The sequence below is a fragment of the Pseudoxanthobacter sp. M-2 genome (assembly GCF_046156265.1).
Lineage (GTDB): Bacteria > Pseudomonadota > Alphaproteobacteria > Rhizobiales > Segnochrobactraceae > CAMDHY01.
Genome location: NZ_JAWDIR010000011.1, coordinates 304019 through 319641 on the forward strand (window position 1 = coordinate 304019; position 15623 = coordinate 319641).

The following is a 15623-nucleotide window of genomic DNA, read 5'->3' on the forward strand; positions in this document are numbered from 1 at the left end:
TCGCCGGCCGGCGAGGGTTGCTGCGCCCTCTGCTCCGGCGCTCAGGTCGCCAAGCTATCGGCCCCCACGCCGAGCCGGTCCTGCACGGCGGCCAGAGCGGCGGCGGCGTCGGCCCCCGCGAACAGGAAGCCGGCCGTACCCGCCGCCGCCCATGTCTCCGCGAGCGAGCCGGGCCGGCCGGCGACGAACACCGCGACACCCGCGGCCGACAGCGCTGCCGCGACGGCCGGTCCGTCGCGCTCGTAGGCACCGTCGCTGCCGCTGAGGCAGGCCACGGTGAGACCCTCGGCCCGGCTCGCGGCCAACGCTGCTGCGGCGGTGTCCGCCCCGTCATCGAGGTCGACCGCGGCGGCGTCGATGCCGCCGGCCGCGAGCAAGCCCTTCGTCCAGGCGGTCCGGGGCGCCCGATCGGCCCATGCACCGAGGCCGACGATCAGCACGCGCGGCGGCCCGCCGTGCGACGCCGCGAAGGCGTCGGCCGCGTCGCGCAGACGCTCGAACGGGGCGGCGAGACGGTGCGGCTCGAGGGCAGGGGTGGCCGTGTCGGCGGGGCCCACCGGGGGGGCGGCGGGCGCGGGCGCCAGCACCGTGACGGGGCGCTCGCCCGGCAGGGCGAACTCGGACGTGCCGATGATCGGCCGCTTGCGTGTCGCGACCGCCGCGGCCCGGGCGGCGGCCGCCTTGGCAACGGCGGCCTGCGGTGCGCCGGTTGCGAGTGCGGCTGCGAGGCCGCCGACCTTCTCGATGTCGCGGAAACGGTCCCACGCTTCGCCGCAGAGCGCGTCCGTGAGCGCCTCGACACTGCCGGACCCGGCGGCCGGGTCGGCGACGCGGGCGAGGTGCGCCTCCTCCATCAGCACGGCTTGCGTGTTGCGGGCGAGGCGGCGGGCGAAGCCGTCCGGCAGGCCGAGCGGCAGCGTGAACGGCAGCACCGTGACGGCGTCCGCCCCGCCGACGGCCGCGGCGAAGCCGGCGACGGTGGCGCGCAACAGGTTGGTGTAGGGATCGCGGCGCGTCATCGAGCGCCACGCCGTTTCGGCGTGAACGCGGGCGCCCGCATCGGCCACGCCGCAGTCCTCGCAGACGCGGCGCCACAGGAGCCGGATGGCGCGCAGCTTCGCCATCGTCGCGAACTGGTCGACGTCGGCGGCGAGCGAGAAGCCGATGCGCGCCGCCGCGGCCTCGAGCGGCATCGTCTCGCCGAGCGCGCGCAGATAGGCGAGGGCGGCAGCGAGGGCGGCGGCGAGCTCCTGCGCCTCGGTGGCCCCGGCGGCGTGCCAGGGCCGGCCGTCAGCCAGCGCGATGGTGCCACCCGCTCCCCGCGCCGCCGCCTCGTGGGCGAAAGCCGACAGCTCCGCGCCCCAGTCTGCCGCAACGCCGGTGCCGGCGACTGCCGCCGTCCCCAGCGGGTCGAGACCGAGCGAAAGGTCGAGCGCGGCGAGGTCGAGGCCGCGCTGGTCGGCGAGGTCGAGGAGGGCGCGGGCGGCGGCGGGCGCGGCGGCGCCGGCCTCCAGCCGTACGGCGACGCCGTCCAGGAAGATGCCGTCAAGGGCAGCAGCCAGCGTCGCCGCGCGCGCGTCCGGCAGCCCGAAGCCGTGCGACGACGGTGCTCCGGCGACGACGATCGCGAGCCCGGTGGCGCCGCCGGCGAGGTCGTCGAGGGCGAGCCGGTTCGCTTCGGCCGGATCGGGATGGTCGAGACGCTGCACGACTGCCCATGGCGCCGGCGCGAGCCCGAGCCCGGCGGGCGGGCGGGCGGGCTCGAGCGGCCGGATCTCAAGGCCGTCGTCGGTCCGCGAAACGAGGCTGTCGAGCGGCTTACCCTTCAGGGCCGCCAGCGCCAGCCTCTCCCAGTCCGCCTCAGTCGCCGGCGGAAAGCCGCCGGCCAGCGCGATCGTCTCGCCCATATCCGCCGTCCCCAAGCCCGCCACGATGCAGGTGCCACCCGGGCCGACGGCCGGGCGGAGGTCACCCAATCGCTGATAGCGACGGGAAGAGATTGCGACAACCCCGTGGAAAGACGGAGACGGCCTCTACGCCACCACCACGCGACGACCGTGTCGATTGATGCGTCGGTCACCTCCGTCCACAGTTGTCGTATTCGGGTAGACAGTGGCCATTGGCCGACCGCCCCTTTCGCCAAACCGGATCCGAACGGATGTGTCGCGACGAAGGATCATCCGCCAGCGATCAACCCTTTCGGCCGGCGACGTCCGGCTCTCTGCCGGAGAGAATGGGTCAACGAAATGGGGCGATTGCGGTGACGACGGCACCAGTGTCTCTCGCGGAGGCCGTCACGTCGAACGGGATCCGCTCTGTCCTCGTCCTGCTCAGCCGCTTCTCTCGCTACGCCGGTCCCTCGCTCATCGCCGTGGACATCGCGGGCGCGCTGGCGCCGCTCGGTGTCACCGTCACCGTCGCGGCCCTCGGAACGACCGGAGCCTTCTCGAGCGGCTTCGATTGCGTGGCCGAAGTCATCGATCTTCGCCGCGACCCGGGTCCGCTGCTGTCACGGCATTTCGACGTCGTGCTGACGCAGTCCTGGTCGCCTGCATGCTTCGGTCTCCTGGAGTGTGGTGTCCGGTACCGATACCTGGTGCTGGGCTCGTTTTCCGGCCTGACGGCGGGCGAGGCCATCTTCGGTCTCGAGGACGAGGCGGACGTCCTGCTCTTTCACTCCGCGCGAAATCGCGAGTTGCAGGCGCCGAGCCTTCCGGGCGCTGCCGCCCCCATGCTGGTCTACGGCAACGCCGTGCCTTCCTGCTGGTTCGAGGACGTCCCGCCACCCCCTGGCGCCCTCCGCCGGATCGCCGTCATCAGCAACCACGTCCCGGAGGAACTGCGTGAGGCCGCCCACGCGCTGGAGGGCAACGGCATCCGGGTCGACGTCATCGGCTCCGACGACGAGCCGCGCCTCGTCACGCCTGCGCTCGTGGACGACTACGACTGCATCGTATCAATCGGTCATACGGCGCAGAAGGCGATGGCAAGGCAGAGGCCATACTACTGCTACGATCACTTCGGAGGGCCGGGCTACATCACGCCGCTGAACGTGGAAGACGAGCGGACCATCTGTTTCTCGGGCCGCAGCGATCGGCGGAAGAAAAGCGGTCGTGAGATCGCCGGAGAGTTGATGCGGGATTTTGATGCGGTCGTCGCGTCGAGCGGACAGCTGAGAGAAATCGTCGAGCGCGATCATCGCCTGGAGACCGTCCTCGCCTGCATCCTGACAGCCGGCATCCCCTCTGAGCCACGGACGTGCCGGACGCCGCGAAACCGCAATCTCAGAAAGATCTTCCAGCACAGCTTCGCTCAGGCCGAGACGACGCCTTTCGTCCGCAACATCGGCTTCGATTACGAGGCGGCTCCGGTCCTGCTTCATTCGCGCGCGACCCGCCTCGACGGCGAGTTCGCCGAGCGTCTGACGGTAACCCGGCTGCCGCCTTTCATCTTCGGCTCGATGGAGCCGTCACCGCTCGCGATCGGGCTGCAGATCGTTTTCCGACCAGGCGTCACCGACGCGGAGATCGTCGTCGATCACCGGGTCGCGGAAGGCCGCGACGGGGCCTCCGGCGACGCCGTGATCACATCTTCCAGCGGTCGAGTCTCGAAACGGCGGCAGCATTGCACGGTCGGCGTCACCCTCCTCGTCGGGGTCGAGCCGATGGCCGTCACGCTGTCGGCTCGCCTCGGCGAGGCGATCGTTCCTCTTCTCTCGCTCGGCTTCGAGACGGCACCGTCCGGGAGCGTTGTCGCCCGAGCGGGCGAGGGGTAAAGGCTCCCGCCGCCGTCGACTGCTTCCCGAACAGGCTCCGGCCGCCTTTGGCCGGCGTCACCGCCGCAGCCTCAGTAGGTCAGCATCGGCGCCAGTGTCTTCGCGCCGTCGATCCAGCGGGCGACGAGCTTCGGGCCGGGGACGGCGCGGACGAGCTTCTTCGCCGCGTTGGCCTCGGCGATCTTCGCCGCGAGGTTCTCGGCCTTGCGGGTCCTCAGTTCCTTGACGGTGTCGATCCCGGCAGCTTCAAGGAGCTCGGAGTATTCCTCGCCGATCCCCTTGACGCGCATCAGGTCGGCCATGTTGGCCCATTTCAGGATGCGCGCCTCCTCGAGGCCGGTCTCGGCCGCGAGCGCCCTGCGCCCCTTCGCATCGCGCGCCCGGTCGAGCAGGCCGCGGGTGGTGGTGATGCCGACGGCGGCGAGTTTCTCGGCATAGGCCGGACCTATGCCTTCGATCTTGGCGATCGGATAGGACGACATGGCTGCTTCCCCCGCACGGAGGCGCAGCCGGCGCCCCCGCGACGTCGGGACAGCGCGCTCCGTTGCGACGGAAATTATAGGGGCGGTGCCGCTGCCGGACGAGGTCGCCGCGGCCGCTGGCACGACAAGTTGTCCGCAGCCCCCGCGCTCTGCTCGCCTCAGACGAACTGCGACAGGCCGGGGATCTGGCCGATGACCTGGTCGACGGTCTCTTCGCCCGCGTGCTCCTTGGCGAAGTCGACGACGAGGCGGGTGACCTGCTGCACCTGGTCTAGCTCGAGGCCGGCGTCGGTGAGCTCGTTCAGCGCCGCCATCGCCCCCATGCCGCCGCCAAACAGGCCGGCGAGCTTGCCGCCGAGGAAGCCCTTGGCGCCACCCTCGCCGTGGTCGCGCAACAACGCCTCGGCGCCCGGGAACTTGCCGATCAACTCGCCGACCATCGGCTGCGGACCGTCGCGGTGCAGGAAGTTGATGATGATCTCGACCGCCTTGCGGGCGAGCGCCGGGTCGATGCCGACCTCGGTGGCGATGCGCTGGATGAGTTCTTCCATCGGCTCGTCCCCGGCGCGACCGGGCCGAGGGGGCCACCGCGCACGTTCGTGTGATCGCGCCGCCCTCGCGCGCCGCGGCTTCCTTGTAGGCCTGCACGCGCCCGCCGCAAGCCGTGTGTGGCGAGACGCTCACGGCGGCGTGCAGTCGGCGGGCGCGCGAGCCCATTTGCGGCCGTCGGGCACCCGCCTATAACCGGGCGAGTGGCGGGACACGAGGCACGGCATGCTGGTCGACGGCAAGATTTTCATCGGCACGAGCGTCAAGCCGGAATATCTCGAGCTGAAGCTCGCCAACCGCCACGGCCTCGCCACCGGCGCCACCGGCACCGGCAAGACGGTGACGCTGCAGGTGCTGGCCGAGGGCTTCGCCGCCGCCGGCGTGCCGGTGTTCTGCGCCGACGTGAAGGGCGACCTCTCCGGCATCGCCGGCAAGGGCGAGCCGAAAGAGTGGATGGTGAAGCGGGCCGAGGAGATCGGCTTCACAGACTATCGCGGCGAGACCTTCCCGGTCGTCTTCTGGGACCTGTTCGGCCTGCAGGGCGCGCCGATCCGCGCCACCGTGTCGGAGATGGGGCCGCTTTTGCTGTCGCGGCTGATGAACCTCAATCCGGTGCAGGAGGGCGTCCTCAACATCGTCTTCAAGCTCGCCGACGACGAGGGGCTCTTACTCCTCGACCTCAAGGACCTGCGCGCCCTGCTCGGCCTCGTCGCCGACCGCGCCGACGTGCTCGCCAAGACCTACGGCAACGTCTCGAAGGCCTCGATCGGGGCGATCCTGCGCCAGCTCCTGGTGCTCGAGAACCAGGGCGGCGACGCCTTCTTCGGCGAGCCGGCGCTCGAGATCGCCGACCTGATGCGCACCTCCTATGATGGCCGCGGCTTCATCAACGTGCTCGCCGCTGACAAGCTGATGTCGAGCCCGCGGCTCTACGCGACCTTCCTGCTCTGGCTGCTGTCGGAGCTGTTCGAGCAGCTGCCGGAGGTCGGCGACCCGGAGAAGCCGAAGCTGGTGTTCTTCTTCGACGAGGCGCACCTGCTGTTCGACGAGGCGCCGAAGGCCTTGATCGACAAGGTCGAGCAGGTGGTGCGGCTGATCCGCTCGAAGGGGGTCGGCGTCTATTTCGTCACCCAGAACCCGCTCGACGTGCCGGACGCGGTGCTCGGCCAGCTCGGCAACCGCGTGCAGCACGCACTCCGCGCCTTCACGCCGCGCGACCAGAAGGCGGTAAAGGCGGCGGCCGACACGTTCCGCCCGAACCCGGAGCTCGACACCGCGCAGGTGATTACCGAGCTCGCCGTCGGCGAGGCGCTGGTCTCGACGCTGGAGGGCAAGGGCATCCCCACGGTGGTGCAGCGGACGCTGATCCGCCCGCCGTCGGCCCGCGTCGGGCCGCTGACGCCGGAGGAGCGCGCGGCGGTGATCGCCGCGAGCCCGCTCCGGGGCAAGTACGAGACGCTGGTCGACCGCGAATCCGCTTTCGAGATTCTCGCCGCGCGGGCGGAGCAGGCGACCGTGCCGGCCGGCGGTGCGGCAGGCGGAGCCGCTGGCGGCGCGGTCGCGACCGGGCAGCCCGCCACGCCCGGCGGCCCGCCGATGGAAGCGCCGGCCGAGGGAGGGATTCTTGGCGGCTTCGGCTCGATGCTCGGCTCGCTGTTCGGCACGACGAACACGCGTGGCCAGCGCCTGTCGCCGACGCAGGCGGTGGCGCGCGATGTCGCCCGCTCGGTATCGGGGCAGGTGGCCGGGCGCATCGGCAAGCAGGTGGCCGGCCAGCTCGGCTCGACCGCGGCCCGCGCGATCGTCCGCGGCGTCCTCGGCGGGATGTTGCGGCGGTAGGGGGGGCGGAGGCGGCGGATCGTGGGCTCTTCCTTCTCCCAGCGGAGCTGGGAGAAGGTGCCCGAAGGGCGGATGAGGGCCCGCGCGAAAGCGCGGGTGCTGCTTGCGCAAGCATCCGCGCCGCTTCACGGCGCGCCCTCATCCGGCGCTTCGCGCCACCTTCTCCCCGCCTGCGGCCGGGAGAAGGGAAGTACGGCACCGCCTCACTCACCCACGCTGATTTTCCGCCAGCACGAACGCCACCCGCTCCGCGACCCTCGCCTTCGGCAGCTCCACGACCTCGTAGCCGTAGTCGCCATAGACCGTCCGCATCGCCTCGCAGGTGCGCACCGCCTCGGCGAAATCCTGCCGGCGCTCCGTGTCGCCGTGGAAGATCTCCGGCCACGGTGGGGCGAGGAAGACGCGGGGGTGGTAGCGGTGCCGCCGGGCGGCCGCGTCGAGGGCTGCCGGCACCGGCAGTCCGACGAGGCGGCGATAGCCGATGACGTCCGGCACGCCGCGGTCGAAGAAGATGGGGCCGTCGCATTCTTCCGCCACCCTGCAAACTGTCGTGTAGGTGCGCACGTCCCGGTCGAGCATACGCTCGGCGAACGCTTCCCGGTCGCCCCAGGGCAGGGCGTCGCCGCCGGCGGCGACCTCATCCCGGATGATCGCGCGGCCCGCCTCGACCGTGCGGTCGAAGCCTGCCGCCTCCAGCGCGTCGATCAGCGTCGTCTTGCCCGAGCCAGGCCCGCCGGTGATGACGACAAAGCGGTCGATAAACGGGTGGTTCATGGCCGCGCCACTGGGCAGGGTGCGGACGGGAGCGTCGATTCGCGCCGGTGTCCGGCCGGACCGATGCGCCGGCGTTGTCCCGTGCCCCGCGGCGACCCCTCGCCGGTCGCCGTGCGAACGTGCGACAAGCGCCGCACGCGACGTCCCTCCGTCCGTCGCCGCGCCTCCGCGGCCAGAGACAGCCCCATGCTTTCCGCCGAAGCCCTCCTCGCCCTCACCCTGTTCGCCTTCGTCGCCTCGATCACGCCCGGGCCGAACAACCTGATGCTGCTCGCCTCCGGCGTGAATTTCGGCCTCGCCCGCACGGTGCCGCACATGCTCGGCATCGCCATCGGCTTCGTCCTCATGATCGTCCTCGTCGGTCTCGGCTTCGTGCAGCTCTTCGTGCTGCTGCCCTGGCTGCATCCGGCGATGAAGGTTGCCGGCATCCTCTACATGCTGTGGCTCGCCTGGCGGATCGCCAATGCCGGCGAGGTCGGGTCCGGTGCGGCCCCGGGCAAGCCATTCACCTTCCTGCAGGCAGCCGCCTTCCAGTGGGTCAACCCGAATGGCTGGGCGATGGCGCTGACGGCGATCGCCACCTACTCCGACCCGGCGCACCTTTTGACCGGCGTGCTGATCGTCGCGGCGGTGTTCGGTGTCGTCGGCACGCCGAGCATCGCCGTGTGGGCGCTCTTCGGCGTCGGCCTCCGGCGCTTCCTGTCGAGCCCGCGCACGGTGCGCGTGTTCAACATCGTGATGGCGCTCCTGCTGGTGGCGAGCCTCTGGCCGGTGGTGGCGGACCTCGTGCCGGCGTGACGGCCGCGCCGGCTGCGGGCGTGACGGCTGCCGCGGGCGGGCCTATTGTCCGGCCCGCCGCTGCCGCCCCGGCCTGATACGGGCGGCACGTTTCCGGAGCCTCTCGCCATGCTCGACGCCGTTCTCGCCCGTGCCGACGCCAATCTGGAGGCGAGCCTCGACCGGCTCTCGGCGCTGATCCGCATCCCGTCGATCTCGACCGATGCGACTTACGCGGCCGAGTGCGCCCGGGCGGCGGAGTGGTGCCGGATGGAGCTTGCGGCGCTCGGCTTCGAGGCTACGGTGCGCCCGACGGCGGGCCGGCCGATGGTGGTCGGCCACCGCACCGATCCCGGCGCCAAGGGACCGCGCGTGCTCTTCTACGGCCACTACGACGTGCAGCCGGTCGACCCGCTGAGCCTGTGGAAGACCGACCCCTTCGAGCCGACGCTGCAGACGCGGCCGGACGGGTCGCGCGAGATCGTCGCCCGCGGCTCCTCCGACGACAAGGGCCAGCTCCTCACCTTCGTCGAGGCCTGCCGGGCGTGGGTCGAGGCGACCGGCGGCCTGCCGGTGCCGGTCAGCGTGCTGTTCGAGGGCGAGGAAGAGTCCGGCAGCCCATCGCTCGGTGCCTTCCTCGACGCCAACGCGGACGAGCTGAAGAAGGACGTCGCGCTCGTCTGCGACACCAACATGTTCGATTCGGACACCCCGGCGATCGCCATCTCGCTGCGTGGCCTCGTCGGCGAGGAGATCGAGATCCGCGCCGCCGACAAGGACCTGCACTCGGGCTATTTCGGCGGCGCGGCGCGCAACCCGATCCACGTCCTCGCCGACATCCTCGCGGCGCTGCACGACGCCGACAATCGCGTCACCGTGCCGGGCTTCTATGCCGGTGCCGACGAGCCGCCGCCGGAAGTGGCCGAGCAGTGGGCGTCGCTGCCGTTCTCGGCCGAGAAGTTCCTCGGTGGCGTCGGGCTGAAGATCCCGGCGACCGAGCGGGGCCGGAGCGTGCTGGAAGCGATCTGGTCCAGGCCCACCTGCGAGGTGAACGGCATTTTCGGCGGCTATACCGGCGCCGGCTTCAAGACGGTGCTGCCGGCGGTGGCCTCCGCCAAAGTGTCGTTCCGTCTAGTCGGCACGCAGGATCCCGCGGCGATCCGCGAGGCCTTCCGCGCCTTCGTCCGCGCCCGGGTCCCCGAGGACTGCTCGGTCACCTTCCACCCCCACGGCGGCAGCCCGGCGCTGACCATCCCGATCGACAGCCCGGCGCTATCGAGCGGCCGGCGGGCGCTCGAGGCCGAGTGGGGCAAGCCGGCCGTGATGATGGGCATGGGCGGCTCGATCCCGATCGTCGGCGACTTCAAGCGCCGGCTCGGCATGGACACGCTGCTCGTTGGCTTCGCATTGGAGGACGACCGCATCCACGCGCCGAACGAGAAGTACGACCTGAAGAGCTTCCACAAGGGCATCCGCTCGTGGGCCCGCATCCTCGGCGAGCTCGCCGCCTGATGCGCGCGGTCTGCGTCTATTGCGGCTCGAACGCCGGCGTCCGCGAGGACTATGGCGTGCTCGCCCGCGCGCTGGGCACAGAGATCGCCCGCCGCGGCATGGGGCTCATCTATGGCGGCGCCCGCGTCGGGCTGATGGGACAGGTGGCGGACGCGGCGCTCGCCGCCGGCGGCCGCGTCGTCGGCATCATCCCGCAGTCGCTGGTCGACAAGGAGATCGCCCACTCCGGCCTGACGGAGAGCCACATCGTCGGCTCGATGCACGAGCGCAAGCGGATGATGGCCGACCTCTCCGATGGCTTCGTTGCTCTGCCCGGCGGCATCGGCACGCTGGAAGAGATCTTCGAGATGTGGACGTGGGCGCAACTCGGCTACCACGCCAAGCCCTGCGCCTTGATCGACACCGCCGGCTACTGGACGGGCCTCGCCGCTTTCCTCGACCACCAGGTGCAGGAGGGCTTCGTGCGTGCCCCGCATCGCGAGATGCTGATGATCGACGACGACCCGGCGCGGCTGCTCGACCGCATGGAGTCCTACGAGGCGCCGGTGGTGACGAAGTGGATCAAGGCCGGGGAGCGGTGAGGGGGCGGGGTGGAGCCTATGACCCCGCTTGCCACGTAAATGGATCGAGCGTCCTGACGCCGAAGGCTGCGAAGTCCCCGACATTGCGGGTGACAACGATCAGGTCGTTCTCGATCGCCGTCGCGGCAATCATGGCGTCTTCGATCAGATGGGCCGGCTTGCGGTGCATGAGGCGCGCGTAGCAGCGGAAGGTGCGGGCGTCCATGTTCAGAAGGTTGTAGGTCTCGGCGAGCCGCTCCAGCCATGCCTCTATCTCGGACGCCTTGGCGTCGTCTTGTTCTCTCGCCCGTTCGATTCCCGCCTGTATCTCACCGATCGTCACGGTCGACAAAAACAGGTGACGGTCGTCGACGCCTGCGATCCAGGACAGCACCGCCCCATGGGGGCGGGCTCTTCGGAGTTCAGACACGACATTCGTGTCGAGCAGATACATGCTTCAGGTGAAGGTCGGAGGCTCGCGGCGGTGCGCGTTACCGCGAGCCGGAACGTCGAGGTCGACCCGCGGGGTGTCTGCGAGCAGCAGTTCCTTCAGCGTCGGTTTCGCGGCACGCTTCAACTGCTGCCACTCTGCCACAGGAACGAGGACAGCGGTCTCGGCGCCACGTTTGGTGACCATCTGTGGTCCCTCCTGAAGGCAGGTCTCGAGAAGTTCACTGAAGCGCGCCTTGGCGTCCTGAACAGGCCAGGTCTTCACATCCAGTCCCTCGGAAAATGACTAGTCAGATATCTAGTCAGGTGGACCGCGCTTGGCAACCGCGCTTCGCCTCTATCACCCGAGCCCCAGCAGCCCCTCCAGGTTCGGCAGCACCGCCGCCGGCGGCAGGTCGGCGTATTCGTCGGGCTGGCCGGTGCGGTTGAGCCACACCGTCCGGAAGCCCGCCACGGTGGCGCCGGCGACGTCCCAGCGGTTCGACGACTGGAACGACACCGCCTCGGGAAAGACGCGGAACCGGGTGGCGACGAGGTCGTAGACGGCCGGCGCCGTCTTGAAGGTTCTGACCTCGTCGACCGAGATGATCTCGTCGAGGATGTCGTCGATCTTCGCCGAGGCGGCGGCGCCGGCGAGCATCTTCGGCGAGCCGTTCGACAGGATGGCGAGACGCACGCCGGTCGCCTTCAGGGCGGCGAGCACTTTCGGCACCTCAGGGTAGACGTCGAGCCGGCGGTAGGCGTCGAGAAGCGTCTCGCGCATGCCGCGGTCGGCCGACGGTACGGCCGCCAACGCGAAGTCGAGCGCCTGCTCGGTGAGCGTCCAGAAGTCGAGGTAGCGGCCCATCAGGCTACGCACCCAGGAGTACTCGAGCTGCTTCTGGCGCCAGATTTCGGACACGCGCGCCGCATCCGGGCCGACGGCGGCGGCGTGGCGGCGCACCGCGGCGTGGACGTCGAAGAGGGTGCCGTAGGCGTCGAAGACATAGACCGAGCAACTCATCGCTCACCTCCCGCCGCCGCGATCCCGAGCGTCCCGCATGCCGACCCGGCTCCATACGCCCAAAGGGCGCACGCTGCCAGCCGCGGTTGACGTGCGACCCGATCGGCGCGAGTGATCCGCTCGCGCCGCGGAGGCTCCGCGGCCGTTGCGGCGTGTTCGTGCCGACGGTGATCGATTGGAGTGCCCGAGATGGCGGAAGGATCGACGACGCTGCGCCTGCCCGAAGGCTTCGGATCGCAGCGGCCGGAGACGGAGACCTGGTCGTGGATCGACGGCGGCTGGCATGCCGGCAACGTCGCCATCATGGGCGTGCGCAGCCACGGCGCCTGGCTCGGCAGCACAGTGTTCGACGGGGCCCGCGCCTTCGAGGGCGTGATGCCCGACCTCGACCGCCACTGCGAGCGCGTCAACCGCTCGGCGGAGGCCCTCGGGCTCGCACCGACGATGCGGGCGGAGGAGATCGCCGAACTCGCCGCGGAGGGCCTCGACCGCTTCCCGGCCGGCACCGCCCTCTACATCCGGCCGATGTACTGGGCGGAAAGCGATGGCCTCAGCGTCGTCATGCCCGACCACGAATCGACCCGCTTCTGCCTGACGATGTACGTCGCCGCGATGCCGCAGCCGACCGGCAGCGCGCTCACTTTGTCGCGTTTTCGCCGGCCGACGATCGAGTGCATGCCGACCAACGCCAAGGCCGGCTGCCTCTATCCGAACAACGCCCGGGCGTTGCGCGAGGCGAAGGCGAAGGGCTTCGACAACGCCATCGTCCTCGACATGCTCGGCAACGTCGCAGAGACCGCGGCGTCCAACATCTTCCTGGTCAAGGACGGCGTGGTGGCGACGCCGGCGCCGAACGGGACGTTCCTCGCAGGCATCACCCGCACGCGCGTCATCGAGCTCCTGCGCGGCGCCGGCAAGCGCGTGGAGGAGCGGGCGCTTTCCTATGACGACTTCCTCGGCGCCGACGAGGTGTTCACGAGCGGGAACTACTCGAAGGTCGCGCCCGTTACCCGCATCGATGCGCGGGATTTCCAGCCCGGGCCGGTGGCCCAGCTCGCGCGCGGCCTCTACTGGGAGTTCGCCCACCAATGACGATCGAGGGAGACCGGCGCGATCGCCGAGCACCCAGCCGGCGCGACGCACTCGCGCTGCTGTCCGTTGCCGCCGCGACGCTCTCCCCCTATGTTGCCGCGCGAGCCGACACTGCGGGCGCCGGAGCCGGCGCCCGGACCGATCCGACCGAAAAGGAGACCCCCATGGCCTTCGAACTGCCGCCGCTGCCCTATGCCTACGACTCCCTGCAGCCCTACATGTCGGCGGAGACGCTCGAGTACCACCACGACAAGCACCATCAGGCTTACGTCACCAACGGCAACAATCTGCTGAAGGGAACGGAGTGGGAAGGCAAGAGCCTCGAAGAGATCGTCAAGGGCTCCTATGGCAAGAACGCCGGCCTCTTCAACAACGCCGGCCAGCACTACAACCACATCCACTTCTGGAAGTGGATGAAGAAGGGCGGCGGCGGCAACAAGCTGCCGGGCAAGCTGCAGGCGGCGGTCGATTCCGACCTCGGCGGCTACGACAAGTTCCGCGCCGACTTCATCGCCGCCGGCACGACGCAGTTCGGCTCCGGCTGGGCCTGGCTCGCGGTGAAGGACGGCAAGCTCACCATCACCAAGACGCCGAACGGCGAGAACCCGCTCGTCCACGGCGGCTCGCCGATCCTCGGCGTCGACGTCTGGGAGCACTCCTATTACATCGACTACCGCAACGCCCGGCCGAAGTACCTCGAGGCCTTCGTCGACAGCCTGATCGACTGGGACTATGTGCTGGAGATGTACGAGAAGGCCGCCTGAGCGGCGCTCCTCGAAGAGTGGCATCGAATACCGAAAGGGCGCCTCGCGGCGCCCTTTCTGATTCTCGGGTGAGGCTGTCGAAGCGGCTGCCTACTGACGCTGCTCGCAGCTGTTCTGGACGATGCGGTCGTCGATGAGGCCGCTGCCGCGCTCACGCCAGGCGTTGCACTCCGCCTCGGTTGCGAAGCAGCCGACGAACGACACCGGCTCGGTGTTGTCGGTCGGGTCCTCGTCGCTCTCCCCGGAGACGCGACCGATCCACGGCAGGGTCGGGTTGGCGTCGCACGACGGCGACGCCTCGCGGAAGCTGTTGACGTCTTCCTGGGCGAAGGCAGCGGCGGGAAGGGCGAGGGCGGCGGCGAGAACGGCGGCGGCGATCCGACGCGAAAGGGTCATGGCTCGGGCTCCCTTATGAGCGGGTCAGGTACCGGTTTCGGTGCCTGAAGCCACTCTAGCCCGCCCGTGGCCCACGCGGCACCCCGCGCGAACCCCGATGTGATCCTCGCTTCAGCGCGGCCGGCAGGAGTTCTCGACGATGCGTCCGTCGATCAGGCCGATGCCGTGGCCCAGCCACTTCCGGCACTCGGCCTCGGTCGCGAAGCAGCCGACGAACGACACCGGCACCATCAGGTCGCTCATCAGCGACGTCGTCTGGCCGGAGGCCCGGCCGATCCAAGGCAGGTTCGGGTTGGCCTCGCACTTCGGCGTCGCAGCGCGGAAGGCGATCACCCGGTTGTAGTCGGCCGCGGCCGGTACTGCGGAGAATACCATCGCCACCGCGGCGGCGGAGAGGGCGGCGGCTAGGCGGGGGAGACGGGGCGTGGCGGCGAGCATCGGAGAACTCCCAGGTGGCGCCAGCGCCCGGCTCAAAGGGCCGGTCGCAGCGCACCACAACAGCGATGGCCCGGCACAGCGCCAGAGCCGATGCTGCCGAGATAGGGCTGCGCAGGCGTGGCACAACCACCGCCGGCCTCACGCCTGCGTCAGGCGGTGCGGCACTCGTTGTAGATGATGCGGCCACTCACGGCGATGAGGGCGAAGCGACGCCAGGCGTTGCACTGTTCCTGGGTCGGGAAGCAGCCGACCAGCGAGACGACCTTCGTGCCCGGCATCAGCAGCATCTGGCCCGAAACGCGGCCAACCCAGGGGCCGGTGTTGACGGCGTCGCAAGCGGGCGTCTCGGCCTGGATGCGCGCCAGCGTGAACGGGCTCGCGTCGAGCACGGGGGCACAGGATGCGGTCAGCAACGCGCCCACGGCAGCGACCCCGGCGATCACCGGGAGCCGGCGAACTCTCGACACGTCCTTCACCATCGACCCGGCCCTTTCGCGAATCACGCTCGCCACTCGTCGTCCCGTCGCCGCTCAAACTAGGCGCAAATGCCCGAGCGGAAAAGGCGGAGCCTGCCCGACTGCTGCCGCGCGCCAAACGGCACGGCATCGCTGGAACAGGAAAGGGGCGGCTCCGTGGAACCGCCCCTTGTTCGACCCGCATCGGCTCGTGGCCGACGCGTCGGTTCAGGCGTCGACGGCGCATGGTCTCCGTCGATTGCCGGGTCTCTCAGCGCGTCACTTGCCGCGGCGGCGCTGCTGGCCGAGGCCCATCTTCTTGGCGAGCTCGGAGCGAGCGGCCGCGTAGTTCGGGGCGACCATCGGATAGTCGGCCGCCAGGCCCCACTTCTCGCGATACTCTTCCGGCGTCAGGTCGTAGTGGGTGCGAAGGTGCCGCTTCAGCGACTTGAACTTCTTCCCGTCCTCGAGGCAGACGATGTAGTCGGGCGTCACCGACTTCTTCACCGGAACGGCCGGCTTCAGCGGCTCCGGCGCGGCCTCGACCTCACCGGTGTTCGTCTTCTGCAGCGCGGCATAGACGTCCGAGATGAGGGCGGGCAGATCGGCGGCCGGCACCGTGTTGTTGCTCACATAAGCCGAGACGATGTCGGCGGCGAGATCGATCAGATCGGCGTTGTCATTCAGTTCGTTCATCGCAGGTTCGCTGAGTTCGTTGTTTCTGATTGGATCGGATGGAATCGCGTCGCAGTCGTGG

Annotated in this window: 18 protein-coding genes; 7 read left to right on the forward strand and 11 right to left on the reverse strand. The window is 70.1% G+C overall.

What is annotated here, in order from left to right; genetic code table 11:
• Positions 1-41 precede the first annotated feature (41 nt).
• Entirely contained in the window at positions 42-1907 is a 1866-nt protein-coding gene (locus tag RUR49_RS06440; RefSeq protein ID WP_409145547.1) for a methylmalonyl-CoA mutase family protein, read from the reverse strand.
• A gap of 368 nt (positions 1908-2275) precedes the next feature.
• Between RUR49_RS06440 and RUR49_RS06445 the strand changes: the two genes are divergently transcribed.
• Positions 2276-3775, forward strand: coding sequence for a hypothetical protein (locus RUR49_RS06445; RefSeq protein ID WP_409145548.1), 1500 nt, complete (start codon positions 2276-2278; stop codon positions 3773-3775).
• A gap of 71 nt (positions 3776-3846) precedes the next feature.
• On the opposite strand, the gene RUR49_RS06450 is transcribed toward RUR49_RS06445, so the two are convergent.
• Both RUR49_RS06450 and RUR49_RS06455 read right to left on the reverse strand, forming a co-directional pair.
• A complete protein-coding gene (locus RUR49_RS06450) occupies positions 3847-4257 on the reverse strand; it encodes a DUF4332 domain-containing protein (RefSeq protein WP_409145549.1) in 411 nt (136 codons plus the stop codon).
• 158 nt (positions 4258-4415) lie between these two features.
• Positions 4416-4808 carry a DUF2267 domain-containing protein gene (locus RUR49_RS06455; RefSeq protein ID WP_409145550.1) on the reverse strand — a complete coding sequence of 131 codons (393 nt, stop codon included), beginning with the start codon at positions 4806-4808 and terminating at the stop codon, positions 4416-4418.
• Between the two features lie 223 nt (positions 4809-5031).
• On the opposite strand from RUR49_RS06455, the gene RUR49_RS06460 reads away from it, so the two are divergent.
• Positions 5032-6645: a helicase HerA-like domain-containing protein gene (locus RUR49_RS06460; RefSeq protein ID WP_409145551.1), complete on the forward strand. Its 1614-nt coding sequence runs from the start codon at positions 5032-5034 to the stop codon at positions 6643-6645.
• Between the two features lie 207 nt (positions 6646-6852).
• On the opposite strand, the gene RUR49_RS06465 is transcribed toward RUR49_RS06460, so the two are convergent.
• Entirely contained in the window at positions 6853-7419 is a 567-nt protein-coding gene (locus RUR49_RS06465) for an AAA family ATPase (RefSeq protein ID WP_409145552.1), read from the reverse strand.
• Positions 7420-7605: 186 nt separating this feature from the next.
• Between RUR49_RS06465 and RUR49_RS06470 the strand changes: the two genes are divergently transcribed.
• From RUR49_RS06470 to RUR49_RS06480, 3 genes are all read left to right on the forward strand, one after another.
• Positions 7606-8217, forward strand: coding sequence for a LysE family translocator (locus RUR49_RS06470; protein WP_409145553.1), 612 nt, complete (start codon positions 7606-7608; stop codon positions 8215-8217).
• A 108-nt stretch (positions 8218-8325) separates the two neighbouring features.
• Complete coding sequence (locus tag RUR49_RS06475; protein ID WP_409145554.1) at positions 8326-9708, forward strand: M20/M25/M40 family metallo-hydrolase; 1383 nt, start codon at positions 8326-8328, stop codon at positions 9706-9708.
• Positions 9708-10289, forward strand: a complete 582-nt coding sequence (locus RUR49_RS06480) for a TIGR00730 family Rossman fold protein (RefSeq protein ID WP_409145555.1) — start codon at positions 9708-9710, stop codon at positions 10287-10289. Before RUR49_RS06475 ends, RUR49_RS06480 begins: the two co-directional genes overlap by 1 nt.
• 16 nt (positions 10290-10305) lie before the next feature.
• Here the strand turns inward: RUR49_RS06480 and RUR49_RS06485 are convergent, their stop codons facing one another.
• The 3 genes from RUR49_RS06485 to RUR49_RS06495 all read right to left on the reverse strand — a co-directional run bounded on the left by RUR49_RS06485 (position 10306) and on the right by RUR49_RS06495 (position 11721).
• Positions 10306-10722: a type II toxin-antitoxin system VapC family toxin gene (locus RUR49_RS06485; protein ID WP_409145556.1), complete on the reverse strand. Its 417-nt coding sequence runs from the start codon at positions 10720-10722 to the stop codon at positions 10306-10308.
• A gap of 3 nt (positions 10723-10725) precedes the next feature.
• Entirely contained in the window at positions 10726-10983 is a 258-nt protein-coding gene (locus RUR49_RS06490) for a type II toxin-antitoxin system Phd/YefM family antitoxin (protein ID WP_409145557.1), read from the reverse strand.
• A gap of 75 nt (positions 10984-11058) precedes the next feature.
• Positions 11059-11721 (reverse strand): haloacid dehalogenase type II, encoded by a 663-nt coding sequence (locus RUR49_RS06495; protein ID WP_409145558.1) that lies wholly within the window; start codon positions 11719-11721, stop codon positions 11059-11061.
• Between the two features lie 189 nt (positions 11722-11910).
• Here RUR49_RS06495 and RUR49_RS06500 point away from each other — a divergent pair, with 189 nt between their 5' ends.
• The gene (locus RUR49_RS06500; RefSeq protein ID WP_409145559.1) at positions 11911-12813 is read left to right on the forward strand and encodes a branched-chain amino acid aminotransferase; all 903 of its coding nucleotides are present in this window, start codon (positions 11911-11913) and stop codon (positions 12811-12813) included.
• A 164-nt stretch (positions 12814-12977) separates the two neighbouring features.
• A complete protein-coding gene (locus tag RUR49_RS06505; RefSeq protein ID WP_409145560.1) occupies positions 12978-13577 on the forward strand; it encodes a superoxide dismutase in 600 nt (199 codons plus the stop codon).
• 90 nt (positions 13578-13667) lie between these two features.
• On the opposite strand, the gene RUR49_RS06510 is transcribed toward RUR49_RS06505, so the two are convergent.
• The 4 genes from RUR49_RS06510 to RUR49_RS06525 all read right to left on the reverse strand — a co-directional run bounded on the left by RUR49_RS06510 (position 13668) and on the right by RUR49_RS06525 (position 15562).
• Positions 13668-13973 carry a hypothetical protein gene (locus RUR49_RS06510; RefSeq protein ID WP_409145561.1) on the reverse strand — a complete coding sequence of 102 codons (306 nt, stop codon included), beginning with the start codon at positions 13971-13973 and terminating at the stop codon, positions 13668-13670.
• Between the two features lie 111 nt (positions 13974-14084).
• Positions 14085-14411, reverse strand: coding sequence for a hypothetical protein (locus RUR49_RS06515; RefSeq protein WP_409145562.1), 327 nt, complete (start codon positions 14409-14411; stop codon positions 14085-14087).
• A gap of 149 nt (positions 14412-14560) precedes the next feature.
• Positions 14561-14890: a hypothetical protein gene (locus RUR49_RS06520; protein WP_409145563.1), complete on the reverse strand. Its 330-nt coding sequence runs from the start codon at positions 14888-14890 to the stop codon at positions 14561-14563.
• A gap of 255 nt (positions 14891-15145) precedes the next feature.
• The gene (locus tag RUR49_RS06525; protein WP_409145564.1) at positions 15146-15562 is read right to left on the reverse strand and encodes a MucR family transcriptional regulator; all 417 of its coding nucleotides are present in this window, start codon (positions 15560-15562) and stop codon (positions 15146-15148) included.
• Positions 15563-15623 lie beyond the last annotated feature (61 nt).

Coding starts and splice junctions, on each gene's coding strand:
- RUR49_RS06455 (WP_409145550.1), bottom strand. CDS start 4,808: ATGGAAGAACTCATCCAGCGCATCGCCACCGAGGTCGGCATCGACCCG.
- RUR49_RS06485 (WP_409145556.1), bottom strand. CDS start 10,722: ATGTATCTGCTCGACACGAATGTCGTGTCTGAACTCCGAAGAGCCCGC.
- RUR49_RS06450 (WP_409145549.1), bottom strand. CDS start 4,257: ATGTCGTCCTATCCGATCGCCAAGATCGAAGGCATAGGTCCGGCCTAT.
- RUR49_RS06515 (WP_409145562.1), bottom strand. CDS start 14,411: ATGCTCGCCGCCACGCCCCGTCTCCCCCGCCTAGCCGCCGCCCTCTCC.
- RUR49_RS06470 (WP_409145553.1), top strand. CDS start 7,606: ATGCTTTCCGCCGAAGCCCTCCTCGCCCTCACCCTGTTCGCCTTCGTC.
- RUR49_RS06475 (WP_409145554.1), top strand. CDS start 8,326: ATGCTCGACGCCGTTCTCGCCCGTGCCGACGCCAATCTGGAGGCGAGC.
- RUR49_RS06465 (WP_409145552.1), bottom strand. CDS start 7,419: ATGAACCACCCGTTTATCGACCGCTTTGTCGTCATCACCGGCGGGCCT.
- RUR49_RS06510 (WP_409145561.1), bottom strand. CDS start 13,973: ATGACCCTTTCGCGTCGGATCGCCGCCGCCGTTCTCGCCGCCGCCCTC.
- RUR49_RS06525 (WP_409145564.1), bottom strand. CDS start 15,562: ATGAACGAACTGAATGACAACGCCGATCTGATCGATCTCGCCGCCGAC.
- RUR49_RS06520 (WP_409145563.1), bottom strand. CDS start 14,890: ATGGTGAAGGACGTGTCGAGAGTTCGCCGGCTCCCGGTGATCGCCGGG.
- RUR49_RS06480 (WP_409145555.1), top strand. CDS start 9,708: ATGCGCGCGGTCTGCGTCTATTGCGGCTCGAACGCCGGCGTCCGCGAG.
- RUR49_RS06500 (WP_409145559.1), top strand. CDS start 11,911: ATGGCGGAAGGATCGACGACGCTGCGCCTGCCCGAAGGCTTCGGATCG.
- RUR49_RS06460 (WP_409145551.1), top strand. CDS start 5,032: ATGCTGGTCGACGGCAAGATTTTCATCGGCACGAGCGTCAAGCCGGAA.
- RUR49_RS06505 (WP_409145560.1), top strand. CDS start 12,978: ATGGCCTTCGAACTGCCGCCGCTGCCCTATGCCTACGACTCCCTGCAG.
- RUR49_RS06440 (WP_409145547.1), bottom strand. CDS start 1,907: ATGGGCGAGACGATCGCGCTGGCCGGCGGCTTTCCGCCGGCGACTGAG.
- RUR49_RS06495 (WP_409145558.1), bottom strand. CDS start 11,721: ATGAGTTGCTCGGTCTATGTCTTCGACGCCTACGGCACCCTCTTCGAC.